At 45.4% G+C, this 16,422-nt stretch carries 13 protein-coding genes; 6 read left to right on the forward strand and 7 right to left on the reverse strand.

The window, feature by feature from the left end:
* The first annotated feature begins 37 nt into the window (after nucleotides 1-37).
* From AB6E54_RS16170 to glpD, 4 genes are all read left to right on the forward strand, one after another.
* Nucleotides 38-892, forward strand: coding sequence for an MIP/aquaporin family protein (locus tag AB6E54_RS16170; RefSeq protein ID WP_004732234.1), 855 nt, complete (start codon nucleotides 38-40; stop codon nucleotides 890-892).
* 59 nt (nucleotides 893-951) lie between these two features.
* Nucleotides 952-2,472, forward strand: a complete 1,521-nt coding sequence (glpK, locus tag AB6E54_RS16175) for a glycerol kinase GlpK (RefSeq protein WP_017060940.1) — start codon at nucleotides 952-954, stop codon at nucleotides 2,470-2,472.
* A gap of 260 nt (nucleotides 2,473-2,732) precedes the next feature.
* Nucleotides 2,733-3,527, forward strand: a complete 795-nt coding sequence (locus AB6E54_RS16180; protein ID WP_004740378.1) for a DeoR/GlpR family transcriptional regulator — start codon at nucleotides 2,733-2,735, stop codon at nucleotides 3,525-3,527.
* A 288-nt stretch (nucleotides 3,528-3,815) separates the two neighbouring features.
* A complete protein-coding gene (gene glpD / locus AB6E54_RS16185) occupies nucleotides 3,816-5,375 on the forward strand; it encodes a glycerol-3-phosphate dehydrogenase (RefSeq protein WP_102332361.1) in 1,560 nt (519 codons plus the stop codon).
* A 253-nt stretch (nucleotides 5,376-5,628) separates the two neighbouring features.
* Here the strand turns inward: glpD and AB6E54_RS16190 are convergent, their stop codons facing one another.
* The 5 genes from AB6E54_RS16190 to AB6E54_RS16210 form a co-directional block, all read right to left on the reverse strand.
* Nucleotides 5,629-6,525, reverse strand: a complete 897-nt coding sequence (locus tag AB6E54_RS16190; RefSeq protein ID WP_102332360.1) for a LysR family transcriptional regulator — start codon at nucleotides 6,523-6,525, stop codon at nucleotides 5,629-5,631.
* A gap of 193 nt (nucleotides 6,526-6,718) precedes the next feature.
* Nucleotides 6,719-6,955: a YdcH family protein gene (locus tag AB6E54_RS16195; RefSeq protein ID WP_060980671.1), complete on the reverse strand. Its 237-nt coding sequence runs from the start codon at nucleotides 6,953-6,955 to the stop codon at nucleotides 6,719-6,721.
* Between the two features lie 609 nt (nucleotides 6,956-7,564).
* Nucleotides 7,565-8,260 (reverse strand): aspartate/glutamate racemase family protein, encoded by a 696-nt coding sequence (locus AB6E54_RS16200; protein ID WP_372057865.1) that lies wholly within the window; start codon nucleotides 8,258-8,260, stop codon nucleotides 7,565-7,567.
* Between the two features lie 208 nt (nucleotides 8,261-8,468).
* Complete coding sequence (locus AB6E54_RS16205; RefSeq protein ID WP_108202399.1) at nucleotides 8,469-9,452, reverse strand: HAD family phosphatase; 984 nt, start codon at nucleotides 9,450-9,452, stop codon at nucleotides 8,469-8,471.
* A 236-nt stretch (nucleotides 9,453-9,688) separates the two neighbouring features.
* A complete protein-coding gene (locus tag AB6E54_RS16210) occupies nucleotides 9,689-10,933 on the reverse strand; it encodes an NADH:flavin oxidoreductase/NADH oxidase family protein (RefSeq protein WP_372106977.1) in 1,245 nt (414 codons plus the stop codon).
* Nucleotides 10,934-11,212: 279 nt separating this feature from the next.
* Here AB6E54_RS16210 and nfsA point away from each other — a divergent pair, with 279 nt between their 5' ends.
* Nucleotides 11,213-11,935 (forward strand): oxygen-insensitive NADPH nitroreductase, encoded by a 723-nt coding sequence (gene nfsA / locus AB6E54_RS16215; RefSeq protein ID WP_372106979.1) that lies wholly within the window; start codon nucleotides 11,213-11,215, stop codon nucleotides 11,933-11,935.
* Nucleotides 11,936-12,066: 131 nt separating this feature from the next.
* Here nfsA and AB6E54_RS16220 read toward each other — a convergent pair whose 3' ends face one another.
* Nucleotides 12,067-13,599, reverse strand: coding sequence for a phospholipase D family protein (locus AB6E54_RS16220; RefSeq protein ID WP_372106981.1), 1,533 nt, complete (start codon nucleotides 13,597-13,599; stop codon nucleotides 12,067-12,069).
* Between the two features lie 445 nt (nucleotides 13,600-14,044).
* Entirely contained in the window at nucleotides 14,045-14,926 is an 882-nt protein-coding gene (locus AB6E54_RS16225; RefSeq protein ID WP_017064026.1) for a LysR family transcriptional regulator, read from the reverse strand.
* Between the two features lie 281 nt (nucleotides 14,927-15,207).
* On the opposite strand from AB6E54_RS16225, the gene AB6E54_RS16230 reads away from it, so the two are divergent.
* The gene (locus AB6E54_RS16230) at nucleotides 15,208-16,395 is read left to right on the forward strand and encodes an MFS transporter (RefSeq protein ID WP_017064027.1); all 1,188 of its coding nucleotides are present in this window, start codon (nucleotides 15,208-15,210) and stop codon (nucleotides 16,393-16,395) included.
* The last annotated feature ends 27 nt before the right edge of the window (nucleotides 16,396-16,422 follow it).

Raw genomic sequence — 16,422 nt, forward strand, 5'->3', positions numbered from 1 at the left:
CACGTGCTAGATAAGCAAAACTAAAAAGGACTCGAACATGACAACAAACAAACACCCTTCTTTATTTGGGCAATGCTTGGCTGAATTTATCGGTACAGGATTACTCATATTCTTTGGCGTTGGCTGTGTGGCCGCTCTGGTATTAACTGGTGCGACATTCGGACAATGGGAAATCAGCATCATCTGGGGCTTCGGTGTTGCGATTGCAATTTACTGTACTGCCGGCGTTTCAGGCGCACACATCAACCCAGCCGTAACGATTGCACTGGCCATGTTCCATGGCTTTGATAAAGCGAAAGTGGTGCCTTACATCATTTCGCAACTGCTTGGTGCTTTCTGCTCTGCAGCATTGGTTTACAGCCTGTACAGCAACCTATTTACTGACTACGAAATCGCACATAACTTCGTTCGTAGCAGCCAAGACGCACTATCAACTGCTGGTATCTTCTCGACTTACCCACATGCTTCACTTTCTTTCTTCGGCGCTTTTGCTGTGGAATTCGTGATTACTGCAGTGTTGATGTTTGCCATTTTAGCGTTAGGTGATGAGAACAACGGCGCATCTCGCGGTGCAATGAACCCTCTACTGATCGGTATTCTTATCGCGGTTATCGGTGGTTCTTTAGGTCCACTGACGGGCTTTGCAATGAACCCTGCTCGTGACTTCGGACCAAAACTGTTCGCTTACTTTGCAGGTTGGGATTTCGCACTAAGCGGTGCTCGTGATATTCCTTACTTCATCGTTCCAATTCTTGCTCCAATTGCTGGTGCGTGTTTTGGTGGTTGGTTGTACCCACGTGTTATCGGTGCTTACCTACCAGTAGAAGGCCAAGGCTGCACAATTCCAAACCAATGTGAAACAGAAGAAGAAGCTGAACAAGCTCAAGCTTAATCCCTAAGCGACCTTACATTTACTAAAATATAAATAACGAAAGAAAAAGGATTCTTACCATGACCGAGCAAAAATACATTGTTGCCCTAGACCAAGGCACCACAAGTTCTCGCGCTGTAATCCTCGACCACGATGCAAACATCGTTAGCTCTTCTCAAAGAGAATTCACTCAGATTTACCCGAAAGCAGGTTGGGTCGAGCACGATCCAATGGAAATCTGGGCGACTCAAAGCTCTACATTGGTTGAAGCTCTTGCTAAAGCAGGCATCCGCAGCGATGAGCTAGCGGGCATTGGTATCACGAACCAACGTGAAACCACCATTGTTTGGAACAAAGAGACAGGCAAGCCTGTTTATAACGCAATCGTATGGCAGTGTCGCCGTACTGCAGACATCTGTGAAGACCTTAAAGCACGTGGCCTAGAAGACTACGTACGTGACAATACAGGCTTAGTCCTTGACCCGTATTTCTCAGGTACAAAAGTAAAATGGATTCTAGACAACGTTGAAGGCGCTCGCGAAGACGCTGAAGCTGGCAAATTACTGTTCGGTACCGTTGATACTTGGTTGGTTTGGAAGATGACTCAAGGACGTGTTCACGTTACGGATTACACTAACGCGTCACGTACTATGTTGTTCAACATCAACGACCTATGTTGGGATCAAAAGCTACTTGATGAAATGGGTATCCCGTCATCAATGATGCCTGAAGTGAAGCGTTCTTCTGAAGTTTACGGTCAAACGAACCTTGGTGGTAAAGGCGGTACTCGTATTCCAATCGCGGGTATTGCGGGTGACCAACAAGCTGCACTTTACGGTCAAATGTGTGTAGAAGCAGGCCAAGCTAAGAACACTTATGGTACTGGTTGTTTCCTTCTAATGAACACAGGCCAAGAGAAAGTCACATCGAAAAACGGCCTTCTAACCACACTGGCATGTGGCCCTAAAGGCGAACCTGCATACGCACTGGAAGGTGCGGTATTCATGGGCGGCGCATCAATCCAATGGCTACGTGATGAAATGAAACTACTGGCTGGCGCAGAAGACTCTGAGTACTTCGCAACGAAAGTGGATTCTTCAAACGGCGTTTACGTAGTCCCTGCGTTTACTGGTTTAGGCGCACCATACTGGGATGCTTACGCTCGCGGTACGATTGTTGGCCTGACTCGTGGTGTTAACTCTAACCACATCATCCGTGCAACACTGGAAGGTATTGCTTACCAAACTCGTGACGTATTGGATGCGATGCAAGCGGACTCTGGCATCAAGCTAGCAAACCTACGTGTTGATGGTGGTGCAGTAGCGAACAACTTCCTAATGCAATTCCAATCAGACGTACTAGATACAGAAGTTCACCGTCCTGAAGTAACTGAAGTAACGGCTCTGGGTGCAGCATACCTTGCTGGTCTAGCAGTTGGTTTCTGGGACAGCATCGATGAGCTTCAAGACAAAGCAGTACTAGACCGTACGTTCTTGCCACACCACGATGAAGAAAAGCGTAACCGCCGTTACAAAGGTTGGAAGCGTGCTATCAAGTGTGCACAAGTTTGGTCTGAACTGCACGATGACGACGAAGAGTAAAATCGAGCGTTCGAATAATCACTCTCTTATCGATTGAATTGTTCGTTCCTCAGTAAACGAAACTAAAAAGAGCACTATTTTGTGCTCTTTTTTGCGTTTGGAGCCAATTTTTCATGTTTTGATCAACGTTTTTGCGGTTTGGACATAATTCCTTACTATCATTACTTCTCTCTCCTCATCAATTCGAGCACAATAGCGCGAGTTAATATTTTCGATTGTGACGCGCTAGAGCCCATAGCGTGCAGGGAGTGGTAAGTTAAGTGAAGCAGATACCAAGACACCAGCAGATTGTAGACCTGGTAAAAACACAAGGATATGTGAGCACCGAAGAGCTCGTAGAGAAGTTCGATGTTAGCCCACAAACCATCAGACGAGACCTCAATGAGCTGGCTGATAGCAACAAAATCCGTCGTTATCACGGTGGTGCAACCATTCCTCTTAGCTCAGAAAACACCTCTTACAACACGCGTAAAGCGCTTAACTTCAATGAAAAAGATGTGATTGCCGACGAGCTGGTTAAACACATTCCAGATGGTGCAACCTTGTTCGTTGATATCGGCACCACACCAGAATCGGTGGCACGCGCGCTGAACAAAAACCACAAACAACTCAGAGTCGTGACTAACAACATCAACGTTGCCAGTATCCTGCTACCAAACCCAGAGATAAAGGTTATCTTGGCAGGTGGCGAAGTGAGAAACCGTGATGGCGGTATCGTGGGTGAAGCAACACTCGATTTCGTGAAGCAGTTCCGCCTCGATTTCGGCATTCTAGGGATCAGCGGCATCGACTTTGACGGCTCACTGCTTGATTTTGACTACCATGAAGTTCGAGTGAAGCAAGCTATCATCGAAAACAGCCGCAGCATCTTCTTAGCCGTCGACCACAGTAAGTTTGGTCGCAACGCAATGGTTAAGCTGGGTAACATCTCTCAAGCACACATGGTGTTCACCAATAAACAGCCACCAGAAGAGATCCTGAACATCCTCAAGGATTCATCGATCCCATTGGAAGTGATCGAGACCGCGTCTCAACCACTAGCGTCGGACGAATAAAAAAACGCTCAGAAATCATGTTCATTAAAAGAGCCCATTATTGATAGATCACTTTATCGATAATGGGCTTTTTTGTTACTTGGAAAGTCGCACTTGAACATGATTAATATCACTTCTATGCTCGAATGAGAGTTATTTGGAACCTTCGCTGTCATAAGCGAAGGTTTTTTTATGCGCAAATCACATAAAACGCGCATAAACGAAAATAATAAATGACCGCAAACGAAAGTTCATATAGGATTCAATTATGTTCTAAAATGCTCGTTCGCTCAGAAAGAGGTCAAAACCATGAGTGCTCAACAAAATAATTCAAACAACAGTACATCTTCCACTTTAGACTTGATCGTGATTGGCGGCGGCATCAATGGTGCAGGCATCGCGGCAGATGCAGCAGGTCGTGGTCTAAACGTTGGCTTATACGAAGCAAATGATTTCGCGTCTGCGACGTCTTCCGCTAGCTCAAAGCTTATCCACGGTGGCCTACGCTACCTTGAACATTACGAATTTCGTTTGGTTTCGGAAGCACTCGCTGAACGTGAAGTCTTGTTAAGAAAAGCGCCTCACGTTGCACAACCAATGCGTTTCCGTTTACCTCATCGACCATTTTTACGCCCAGCTTGGATGATTCGCTGTGGCCTATTCCTTTACGATAACTTGGGTAAGCGCACCACTCTTCCTGGAAGTAAAACGGTGAACTTGGCTCAATCAGGTTTGCTTAAACCAGAAATGAAAACAGGTTTCGAATACTCAGACTGCTGGGTAGATGATGCGCGTATGGTATTGCTGAACGTGTTGGCGGCGAAAGAAAACAACGCAGAAGTACGCAACTACTGCCGAGTTGAAAAAGCACACCGCGAAGGCGACATTTGGCACGTAACGATTCTTGATGTGATGACAAACCAACGTTTCGAGCGCAAAGCGAAAGCATTGGTCAACGCAGCTGGCCCTTGGGTGAAACAGTTCTTTGATGATGGTTTAGAGCAGGCTTCGCCTCGTAATATTCGTCTGATCAAAGGCTCACACATTGTTGTGCCACGCATTCACGACGAACCACAAGCGTACATTCTGCAAAACAAAGACAATCGTATTGTGTTCATGATCCCTTACCTAGATAAGTTCTCGATCATCGGTACTACCGACCTTGAATACAAAGGCGATCCTCGCGAAGTGGCTATCGACGATGTAGAAGTTGATTACTTGATTGATATCGTTAACCAGCATTTTGTTAAGCAACTAGAGCGTGACGATGTTGTGTGGACATACAGTGGCGTAAGACCGCTTTGTGATGATGAATCTGACTCGCCACAAGCGATCACTCGTGACTACACACTGGAGCTGGATGCAGAAATGGATCAAGCACCACTGCTATCTATCTTTGGTGGCAAGTTAACGACTTATCGTAAACTCGGCGAAGCGGCACTGAACAAGCTAGAACCTTACCTGAAACACATGGGCGCACCTTGGACAGCTAACGACACACTACCGGGTGGTAACTTCAGCTGCAGCAGAGAACAGCTCGCTAAGATGATCCACACCAAGTACCCTTGGATATCAGAAGCACTGTTACTACGTTATGTGACTCAATTTGGTACTTACACTTGGAAGCTGCTGGAAGGTGCAACGAGCGAAGCTGATCTTGGTACCCAATTCTCAAGCGAAGCACACGGCGTTTATCAAGCTGAGATCGATTACTTGATCAATGAAGAGATGGCGATGACTGACGAAGACATCTTGTGGCGCAGAACCAAGCTTGGCCTGTACTTAAGTGAAACAGAGCAGCATGCAGTTTCTAGCTACTTAAAAGAGAATCTTGAAAGCACTGTGGTGAACTTTTCTCAAGTCGGTTAGTTCTTCTAGCAAAACCATCCGCTCCTGAATATAAATAATGACAAAGCTTAGCGCTCCCCACGCTAAGCTTTTTTATTGTCTACTATTCCGCTCAGCCTGAGACTTTATTCACACCTCTATTTTCAACAAAAACTAAATAGTGTTTTATTAATCCGGTTGATTATCAACTTCACAAAAGGTTGCTATTCTTTATCTCAACGAAACAACACATTTAAAAACGCTCACCATGTCAGCGCTTTAATAACGTTTGTCTCTATGTTTTCTCCCAATACGGCGGATTACCATAATATTCAGAGAAGTAGTCAATGAAGGCTCTCACCTTTGGTGCAAGTAACCTTGTACTTGGGTACACAGCCCAAATTGCAGGCTCTGATGTTAATGGGTAATCTTCTAATATTTGAACCAGCTGACCGCTTTTCAGTTGTTCATAGGCACACCAATTCGATGTCACCGTGATCCCCATACCACCTGAGGCTGCGTCACGCAGTGCTTCCCCGTTATCTGCCCTGAACGACCCAGATGCCTTAATCGTCTTAGGCCCGCTTTCAGTATTGAAGGTCCAGTTTTCTAAACCAATTAAGCTAATACACTGATGATCATTAAGATCTCGAGGTGTAGCTGGCTTACCATATTTGATTAAGTAATCAGGCGATGCACACACAATACGTTTGTCTGTCGCCAATTTTCGGGCAATCAGTGTCGAGTCTTTCAGCTCCGAGATACGAATCGCGATATCAAAGCCACCCTCAACAACATCCACCATCGAGTCTGATAGCCTGAGATCGACTTTTAACCCAGGGTAGCGTTCTAAGAATCCAGGTAAAGCAGGAACAAGATGCAAACGTCCAAAAGACGCAGATGCGGTAACTCTCAGCGTTCCGGTTGGAGAATCACAACCCACACCGACCGCCGATTTGGCAGCATCCACGCTCGATAACACTTCTTCAGCATGAGGTAAGAATGCTTCCCCCTCTTCGGTTAAAGAGACCTTACGAGTGGTTCTGTGGACCAAGCGAACGCCTAAATTGTCTTCCAGTTTACTGATGTGCGAGCTTGCAACAGCAGGAGACAAACCAAGCTCTTGCCCAGCCATGCTGATGTTATGTGTGGAAGCTAAACGAACAAACAATTTGAGGTGTTCAATATTCATGAGATTACCAATAAAATCTTAAAAATCGTGTACCAGTAACCCTCATTATGCGTCATTCACATAACAATACAACGTATTAACTCAGTTGAATTGTGAAGATGTTATTGTGCCAAAACGAAAAAAACTCCCGAAGGAGTTTTTTTGTCTAAGTCTGCAATTCGCCATTTAGCTAATCAGCAAAATTACTAGCTCACTAGCCAGTTAAACGTGCATGCAGTGCATCTTTCAGTACAGAACGATCATGTTTCAGTTGGTGCATCGAGCCGTCATCAATGGGTGAATCTTTCAGCTCAAGCTTACGAATCTCTTTATCAAGGTTGTCGTATGTCTTCATATCTTCTGCAAAGCCATCGTCAGTTTTAGCAAGCTCAGCAATTTTGTCTTTCATTTCAGGAAATTCGTGAACAAGAGAGTGATTTTCACCTAGCATAGAAACCTCTTAAGTTGAGTAAAGTGATTGGTAGTACACATTCATTATTTACCTTAGCAAGGGACTCAAATAACAAATGAGATCCAGTACACAGCCTAGAATATAGACAGTTCAGATTCACAAATTTACAACATCCACCTAGAAAAATAAGATGCTTTACATAGAAGAAAGCCTTGTAAGAACACAAGGCTTTATAAGGTAGATCTATATACAAGTAGAGTTAACAATCGTTATCGAAGCAGCTGAAAAATGTTTCTACAAAGAGATTAGCTACTGCACCCGCTTGTATCTACTTTATTCATTTGATCATGTGAAGATGTTTCAGAGCCTGTTGATTGGCATCCCGCCACAAACAATAGCGTTACAGATAAGATAAGCCATTTCATAATTAATCCTCTTTTAGTCATGACTAAAGCATAGTGCTTAAAAGCGCGAATACCTCAGTCATTAACTAAAACCTTACCTACCGATAAGGCCTTGGTTAATGAACAAAGCATCGCTTCTTTAACTAACGACCTGCTTTTGTACAAAAAACTTTCACTTCAACGAATGAAAATCGTACAAGAGCGAAAATAGGACAGCTATGGAACTAAGAATAAGAACTAGAAGTTAGTCACTCGTCGCCAAACGTACAGCCGCTTCTGCATGAATGGCTGTGGTATCAAACAAGGGAACATCAGTGTGTTGCTGCTGAATCAGGAGGGCGATTTCAGTACAGCCCAGAATAACGGCTTCTGCACCTTGTTGGCCTAGCTTCTCAATGATTTGACGGTATACATCTCGAGATTCTTCTTTTACTTGGCCTCGACACAGCTCTTGATAAATGATGTTGTGGACTTTCTCTCGGTCACTCTCATCAGGAATCACCACATCGATACCGAATTTGTTAGTCAGACGGCCTTTATAGAAATCTTGTTCCATGGTGAAAGCGGTACCGAGTAATCCAACTTTCTTTACACCCTGTTCAAGCAACTTCTGCGCTGTGGTATCAGCGATGTGCAAGATAGGAATCGTGACCTTCTCTTCGATCTCAGGAACGATCTTATGCATGGTATTGGTACAGATCAGGATGAAGTCCGCTCCGGCTTTCTCTACCGATAAAGCCGCGTCCGATAAGATATCCGCCGTCTCAGCCCAGCGACCTTGATGTTGAAGCTTTTCTATCTCATCGAAGTTCACGCTGTACATACAAACCTTTGCAGAATTGAGCCCGCCGAGTGTGGCTTTAACGCCCTCGTTGATGGATTTGTAGTAGCTCACTGTCGACTCCCAACTCATACCGCCGAGCAAACCGATCGTTTTCATTTTGCTATTCCTTTAATTTCCGACTAACTCGATTAAACCGTCATGCATTGAAAATTTATAGTACGTTCTTGCTTAAAGCGAACCCATAACACCTTATTCCTTTCAAACGATTGCTTTCAAACCGTTCATTCCCAAAACCTCCGCTCACAAAAAAGGCTCGAATTTAAAATCCGAGCCTTTGAAGTTTTGACCAAGGGTATACTTGGCGTTAGTACACCTCACACCAATCTGATTTCATGTCGATCAGTGTCCAATCCTCTCTGGAATTCGCCTCATCTAGCGCTTTATCAAGCTTGCCAACGTGAGACTCACGATCGTACTGCCACTCGCGCTCAGCATCAGTGTGATGAACAATCATCGCCATTGAGTTGGGTTGGCTCGTAGCCCATTGCATCATCGCTTGGTCACCGTCTGAGTTGCCGACCGCTAGAATAGGTTTCTTGCCGATAATATGCTGAATGTTAGTGACCTTTCCGGCTTTGTCATCAATGGTCAAAATGGACGAGTCTTTAGTAACGGTTGGCTTACCATCGTTGTAGCTGTAGTTGTATTTAAGCGCGCTACCGATGATTTGCTCTGTAGGAATATTATAAGCTTGTGGAGCCCACGCTCTCATGAAATCAACGCCTCCGCCCGACACAATATAAGTTTTAAAGTCATGCTCTTGCAGGTAAGTCAGCATCTCTTTCATTGGCTGATAAGTAAGGTCTGTGTAGGCTTTGTTGAAACGTTTATCTTTTGCTACCGTCAGCCATTGCTCAACGTCTTGCTGGTATTGCTCAACAGTCATACCAGAATGTGTCGCCATGATGATTTTCAATAGCCCTTCTTCACCGCTGCCCAGAACGCTCTCAATATCATCTTCGAGTACAAACTTAAACGGTGCTTCGGTTTTCCATTCAGGGTGATCAGGCGCCATCTCTTTTACACGATCTAGTGCAAAGGCTAATTGGAAGTAATAAGGCTTTTCCGACCAAAGCGTACCGTCGTTATCGAACACGGCAATGCGATCTTCAATTGCCACGAACGTATCAGACTCAGCTTTAGTAGCTTGCCCAACAAAGTCGACGATAGCGGATTTACTCTCGCTGTCCTTCCAAGAAGGCAGCAAGTTGGGATCACAATCTTTAGCAAAAGATGAGAAAGAGAGACTGGATAAGATCGCGACAGATAAGAGGGTTATTTTCTTCATAGCAACTACCATGTTGTTGAATTAATTGTAGGGTTTAATTCAATTCATCCTAGTTGGTCTACTCTGATTTGCCACTTATGAACACTATAACCAATGCTCATGTTGGTATTAGATTAGTACCACAGCTAAGCTGGCTGAGGGTGCTCTGCGATGTATTTATCGAGAACTTAAAAGGAGACAAACAAAAAAGCAGAACTTCAATTCCTCAAAGTTCTGCTTTATCAATCCATGACTGCTTACACTCTGCGCTTTTTGAAAGCGTGCCAGCCAGCGCTGAGAATTGTTTTTACCACCACGCTTAATGCGCTAAGTTTAGGGTCAGCATTCTTGCCAGAGGCAATGCGCCACATTTGATGTTCATACCAAGCCAGCCCGACCATCGCCATCTTGTCTAATGCGGGCTTTCCTGTGGTTGGCACCGTTAGTGGCATGCCGTGGCTAGGGTCTTCAATTAACTTGTTAGGGAAATCAGGATCAACCGCCATTGTGCGTGCAATACCAATAAAATCGGTCGCCGAGGTGTTTAATGCTTCATTCATTGCTTGCGCGGTTCGAAAACCACCCGTGACCACCAGCGGTGTGCTGACGAGTTTTCTCGCCTTCACCATGTAATCCATAAAATACGCTTCACGCTTTACCGTGCTGGCCTTGATTGGTTCAGCTTTGCTTTTCGAACCCATCATTGATGGACTTTCATAGGTGCCGCCGGAGATCTCAATCAGGTCGATACCGTTATCACTCAGTGTTTGCACAACCTGCATCGACTCTTCTTCAGTGAAGCCACCTTTCATGAAATCAGCACTATTGAGCTTAATTCCGACAGGGAAATCGTCACCGACCTCTTTTCGAATCGCGCGATAAACCTCAAGCACGAAACGAAGTCTGTTTTCGAGTGAGCCACCCCATTTGTCTTGGCGTTGATTATGTCTTGAAGACAAAAACTGACTCACGAGATAACCATGAGCACCGTGGATCTGCACACCGGTAAAACCCGCTTGTTTTGAAAGCTTTGCACTCAACGCGAATTTATCAATGATTGCGATTATTTCCGTCTCAGTCAGAGCTCGTGGCGTATTGAAGCCTTTTTCTAATCCGCGCTCTAAAGAAATAGCCGAAGGAGCAACCGGGCTATCACATAAGAATTTAGGGATTTGCTTTCCTGGGTGGTTCAATTGCATCCATATCTGCGAACCATTTTGTGTTCCAGCCTTCGCCCACTCACGAAATACGCTTAAGTCACTTTGCTCATCCAACACAACGTTTTTAGGTTCACCAAGCGCGCCTCTATCGACCATCACGTTGCCCGTCATGGATAGACCAATTCCTCCTTGAGCCCAACGCTGGTAAAGCGTGACTAAACCTTGCTTAGGGTTATGATGTTTATCACCTAGCTGTTCACTCATTGCCGATTTGAACAGGCGATTTTTGATCACTTGGCCATTAGGAAGAAAAAAAGGGTCGTTGAGGCAGATTGGATTCATGCGCGTGGTTACTTTCTTGGGTTTATATATTGAGTCCAGTATGCCCTATTTTATCCGACAGTTCTGAGCATTTGGTGCCTATTTCGAAGCAAGTTTCACTCAATAATAAAATGCCAGCGGCATAGCAGCTGGCATTAATCGATTATAAATAGAATCTCAAAAACTGGGCTGACGCTGCTGAAATATGTCAACCAGAAAGGCTCTAATGCCCTTTACGCTCATGGTAATTATCGTTATTGTGATTCTCTACGCCATCATCACAAGGACTGTCTGAGAGTTATGAACAGCACGATTGAAACTATTCTGGGGCACCGCTCCATTCGTCAATATACAAATCAACCGATTGAAAAAGCACAACTTGATGTGATTATTCAGGCTGGTCTCGCGGCTTCGTCATCGAGCTTACTGCAGGCTGTTTCTATCGTGAGAGTGACAAACAAAGAGAAGCGTAAACTGCTAGCCGAATACGCAGGCAATCAAGCTTACGTGGAGAACGCGGCTGAGTTTTTGGTGCTCTGTATCGACTATCAACGCCACGCTCAAATCAACCCTGAAGTGAAAACCGACTTTACTGAACTGACCCTGATTGGCGCTGTCGATTCTGGCATCATGGCGCAAAACTGCATGTTGGCTGCTGAGTCTCTAGGTTTAGGTGGCGTGTACATTGGCGGGCTGCGTAACAGCGCACAACAAGTCGATGAACTGTTAGAACTACCACAACATACCGCCGTGTTGTTTGGGATGTGCTTAGGTCATCCGGCACAGCAACCAGAGGTCAAGCCTCGCCTTCCAGCTCACGTGGTGATGCACGAAAACCAATACCAACCGCTGAGCCTAGATGACATTGCCAGCTACGATGATTCGATGCAAAGCTACTACGCAAGCCGTTCAAGCAACCAAAAACAGAGCAGTTGGTCACAGCAGATCACGCAAAAGCTGTCTGGCGAATCTCGCCCGCATATCCTGCCTTACTTGAACAGCAAGCAGCTGACCAAGCGTTAAGCCGTTAAGCCGTTAAGCCGTTAAGCCGTTAAGCCGTTAAGAGCTTCCAACAAACCACAGCAAACAGCAGTACAAACAAAAATGTCAGCGTAATATACGCTGACATTTTTATTTATCCGGAGGCGGCTAGCTTACAGATATTTCTCAATCGGTAACAACTGTAGGAAGCCTGACTGCATTCGTTCCCATTGACCAGTGTCAGGTTCGCTATCCCAACGTTGATCGCCTGAATACCAATACACATCACCGTCTTCCAATTCCAAGCGCCAGCTATTATCTTCACTCATTGCTTGCTCAATAGTGTCTGCTAACGTTTCAGCAATCTCTTTATTTTCGATGATCAAAACCGATTCAGTATTGAGGTAGGTAGAGCGCAAGTTGAAGTTAAATGAGCCGATGCTCGCGATGCTGCGGTCGAATACGACTGATTTAGCGTGCAAGCCATAGGCTGTCTCAGGCGCACATTTAGACACGTCTTGAGTCGATGCTTCACACAACTTAGATTCTGGTTTTAGCTCAAACAGATCGATGCCATGCTCCAACATATCGTAACGTCTGCCCGCATAAGCAGAATGATTAGTCACCAGATCATTAGAGGCCATAGAGTTAGTTAGCGCTTTTATCTCAACGCCCTTATTGTTCAACACTTGCCACTCTTCAAGCTGACCATCATCGAATACAAGGTAAGCCGATTCCAATAAGATCTCTTGTTTCGATTCACTCGCTAACTTACCTAGAAGAATCGCGGTCGCTTTCGGTTCATCGGTATTGTCTGAATCATCAGGAACAGGCTGATCGTAAACAAAACGCGCATTCACCCATGCCATCTCACCAATCACCTCTTTCAGCAAACTATCAGCAGCCTTACGATCTAGTGGCAATTCCGGGTAATTTTGATAATGCGGAACGACAATATTATCTATCTTCGAGAGATCAGGTTGTTCGTCATCATCCAGCATATCGACAGGGTAAGACCAACGGCTGTTCCAGTATTCAACAAAACTGGTTTGGATGGTGTTAACTACCGAGCCCATGACTAATACATCGCGGTCTCGGAAATTGATTTCATCAGAAAGGTCAAAGTATTCATCACCGATATTACGGCCACCCACCACAGACAAAGTACCATCGACGGTAAACGACTTATTGTGCATACGGCGATTTAAACGAGAAAAGTCGCCGACAAAGCTCAGCCATTTACTCAAACCGCGGCGTGTTGGTGTTGGATTGAAGATACGAATCTCGACGTTCGGGTGTGCATCCAGTGCCGACAGCAACCCTTCACGTTCGTTGAGGTTGATATCATCCAGCATTACGCGAACCTTCACACCGCGCTCGGCCGCTGCTAATAAACGGCTAGCGAGATAGCTGCCCGATTCGTCAGAGTTCCAGATGTAATATTGAATGTCGATGGTGTGCTCGGCACTTTCGACCAGCGCTAATCGCTGTGCCAAGGCATCCCAACCAGACTCTTGCAGACGAACCGCAGTGGTGCCTTGCTCTAAAGCTTCAGGCTGAAATTCATTGGTTAGAACCGATAAAGAACTAGGTGCAGGAGAGGTTGGCGGTTCTGTTGGATGATCGATGCCTTCAGGAAGTGAAGAACACCCACCTAAAACGGCGATTAAGATTAACGTTAAACTGATGCGTTGGAGCACAGGCATGTATCTGACTTCCTTTTCACGATGGCGTCTTTAGAAACTTTCCGTACAGCTTTTCAATGAACAAGCTATTCCGATCTATTCATTGATTATTACTGCTAAAGCCTGAAATTTATAGGTAATTATCCAGTATAAATTTAAAGGTCGGTAAATTGGCCCACAAATCACTTAAGTTGGGTGAGTGCCAAACAGTATAAACTCAGCGGCTTTTCGACCATGTCAATGGTGAGCTCTATTCGGTCTGGGTGATGCTTCACCATTGTTTGGAGATCTAGTTTCACCGCTTGATTTCACACTAACAGGCGTGTCGACTTACTTATATGAGATTGTGCAAACGCATTACTTACGTAAGCGCTAAAGCTGTTGTTCATCTAAGGGGCATGTAAGGATCAACACCGAAAACATTGTTCACGCTACATAACGTTTATCGTCCCTACACAAGCCTTCCCTACAAGCTCAAACGGGGCTGAATAAAGTCGATAAACGCCGAGATACGTTTAGAGACCGATGACGACTTGTAGTAAACCGCATTCACTCGCTCTCGGTCTGTGTTGGCAAGTTTGTCTTGTTCCAGAATAGGGATTAGGCGACCCGCAGCCATATCTTCCTGCACCATAAACCCCGATAAACAAGCAATCCCATTTCCAGCTAAGACTAGTTGACGCACGGTTTCACCATTACTGGCTGTCACAGTAGGCGCGACATCACTTTGGTTTGGTAAAGGCCAATGGTTAAGCACTTTGTTACCCGCAAACCCCACAATTTGATGCGAACTCAAATCTTCAGGTTTGGTGGGCAGCCCACGCTTAGCGAGATAATCAGGTGACGCCACAATATGGAGTAAACTTTTTCCTAACGGGCGAGCGTGCAGTGTTGAATCGGACAACTTACCGATTCGAATCGCAACATCAGTTCTCTTTTCGAGAAGATCAACGAAGCCTTCGTTGGAAGTGAGTTCCAACTCAATGTCTGGGTAAGCCTCTTTGAATGACTGCACCAACGGCACTAGCTGATGGAATACGAATGGACTGGCGGCATCGACTCTTAAACGACCTTTTGGCAACTCTCCGCGCGACACGATTTCTTCTTCCGCGCTCTGAATCATCTGTAATCCCACCCTGACTGAATCGACAAACTGCCGCCCTTCCTCCGTCAATTCCACGCGTCTCGTTGTTCGGTTGAATATTGAGACGCCGAGTTGCGACTCAACCTTACTCACCGAACGAGACACCTTGGCGACCTGCACATCCAGCGCCTCTGCCGCCGCAGAAAAACCACCAGCATCGACAACGGTGAGTACCATTTCTAAATCATCTGAACGGGTTAACATGAGGCTCCTTCGCTATCTTCATTTTGTTTAATGTCATCTCGCTTGTGCTCATCACAGCTCAAATCATCTGAGTCTTTGCGATCTCATCAGCTTAATCCAATAATCGGTTAACTCTCCAATTATTGCAAATAACACAAAGGTTATTTGTTAATGATGGCATTTTTCACAAATATATTTTGCTAGATAATCCTCGCCATCAAACGAAGCGCTCCTATTGCAGTCACAAGCTGCCCCATTTTATCGCGCTCGGTATTTAACAAAGAACAGTAAGAGAGATGATTATGCCATTAGCATTACTTGCATTGACGCTCAGCGCCTTTGCCATCGGAACCACAGAATTTGTCATCGTAGGCTTGATTCCTACCATGGCGAGCGACTTGAATGTATCTCTGCCATCGGCAGGCCTATTAGTCAGTTTATACGCGCTTGGCGTTGCCATTGGCGCACCAGTAATAACGGCATTAACCGGCAAATGGAATCGTAAGGCGGTGTTGCTGACCGTGATGGCATTGTTTGTCATTGGTAACTTATTGGCGTGGCAAGCTCCGGGTTATAACACGCTGATCGCCGCACGAATTTTGACTGGCCTTGCCCATGGCGTGTTCTTCTCGATTGGATCGACCATCGCGACAGGTTTGGTTTCAAAAGATAAAGCAGCCAGTGCCATTGCGATCATGTTTACAGGTTTAACGGTTGCATTGGTAACCGGCGTACCACTGGGCACTTATATCGGGCAAACCTTTGGCTGGCAAGCGACCTTCTTGATAGTGGCTCTGCTTGGTCTTATTGCTCTTATCGGTAGCGCTATCTTGGTTCCAAGCAACCTTAAGCAACCACCAGCGGCGAAGATTTCGGCACAACTAAAGGTTCTAACTCAACCACGCTTACTGTTGGTTTACGCTATCACAGCACTAGGTTATGGCGGCACATTCACAGCGTTTACGTTCCTTGCTCCAATACTGGAAAATGTATCAGGATTTGATTCGAGCTCAATCAGCTTAATCATGTTGGTTTACGGTGTGTCAGTGGCGGTCGGTAACATCTGGGGCGGAAAAATGGCCGACAAGATGGGCCCAATTAAAGCACTGACCGTTATCTTCTCTGGTTTAGCCGCAGTACTGGTGGTATTCAACTTTACCGCAGTAAACCCTTACGCAGCTGTTGCTACCATTTTGGTTTGGGGTGCATTCGCATTCGGTAACGTTCCAGGACTACAAGTGTATGTTGTGAAACTGGCTGAGAAATACACACCAGACGCCGTCGATGTCGCTTCTGGATTGAACATTGCAGCCTTCAACGTCGGTATTGCATTAGGCTCATGGGGCGGTGGTTTGATTGTCGCGAAATCTGGATTAATGAACACCCCTTGGGTAGGTGCTGTGATCGTTTTGATCGCTCTTGTTCTGACTCGATTCAGTGGTGCGTTAGATAAGAAGCAAGCACAACAAGCTGTTCCATCTAGCATCTAGCATCTAGCATCTAGCAAGAATAGAAAA

It is taken from the genome of Vibrio sp. 10N.247.311.49, assembly GCF_041467655.1.
GTDB lineage: Bacteria > Pseudomonadota > Gammaproteobacteria > Enterobacterales > Vibrionaceae > Vibrio > Vibrio crassostreae_C.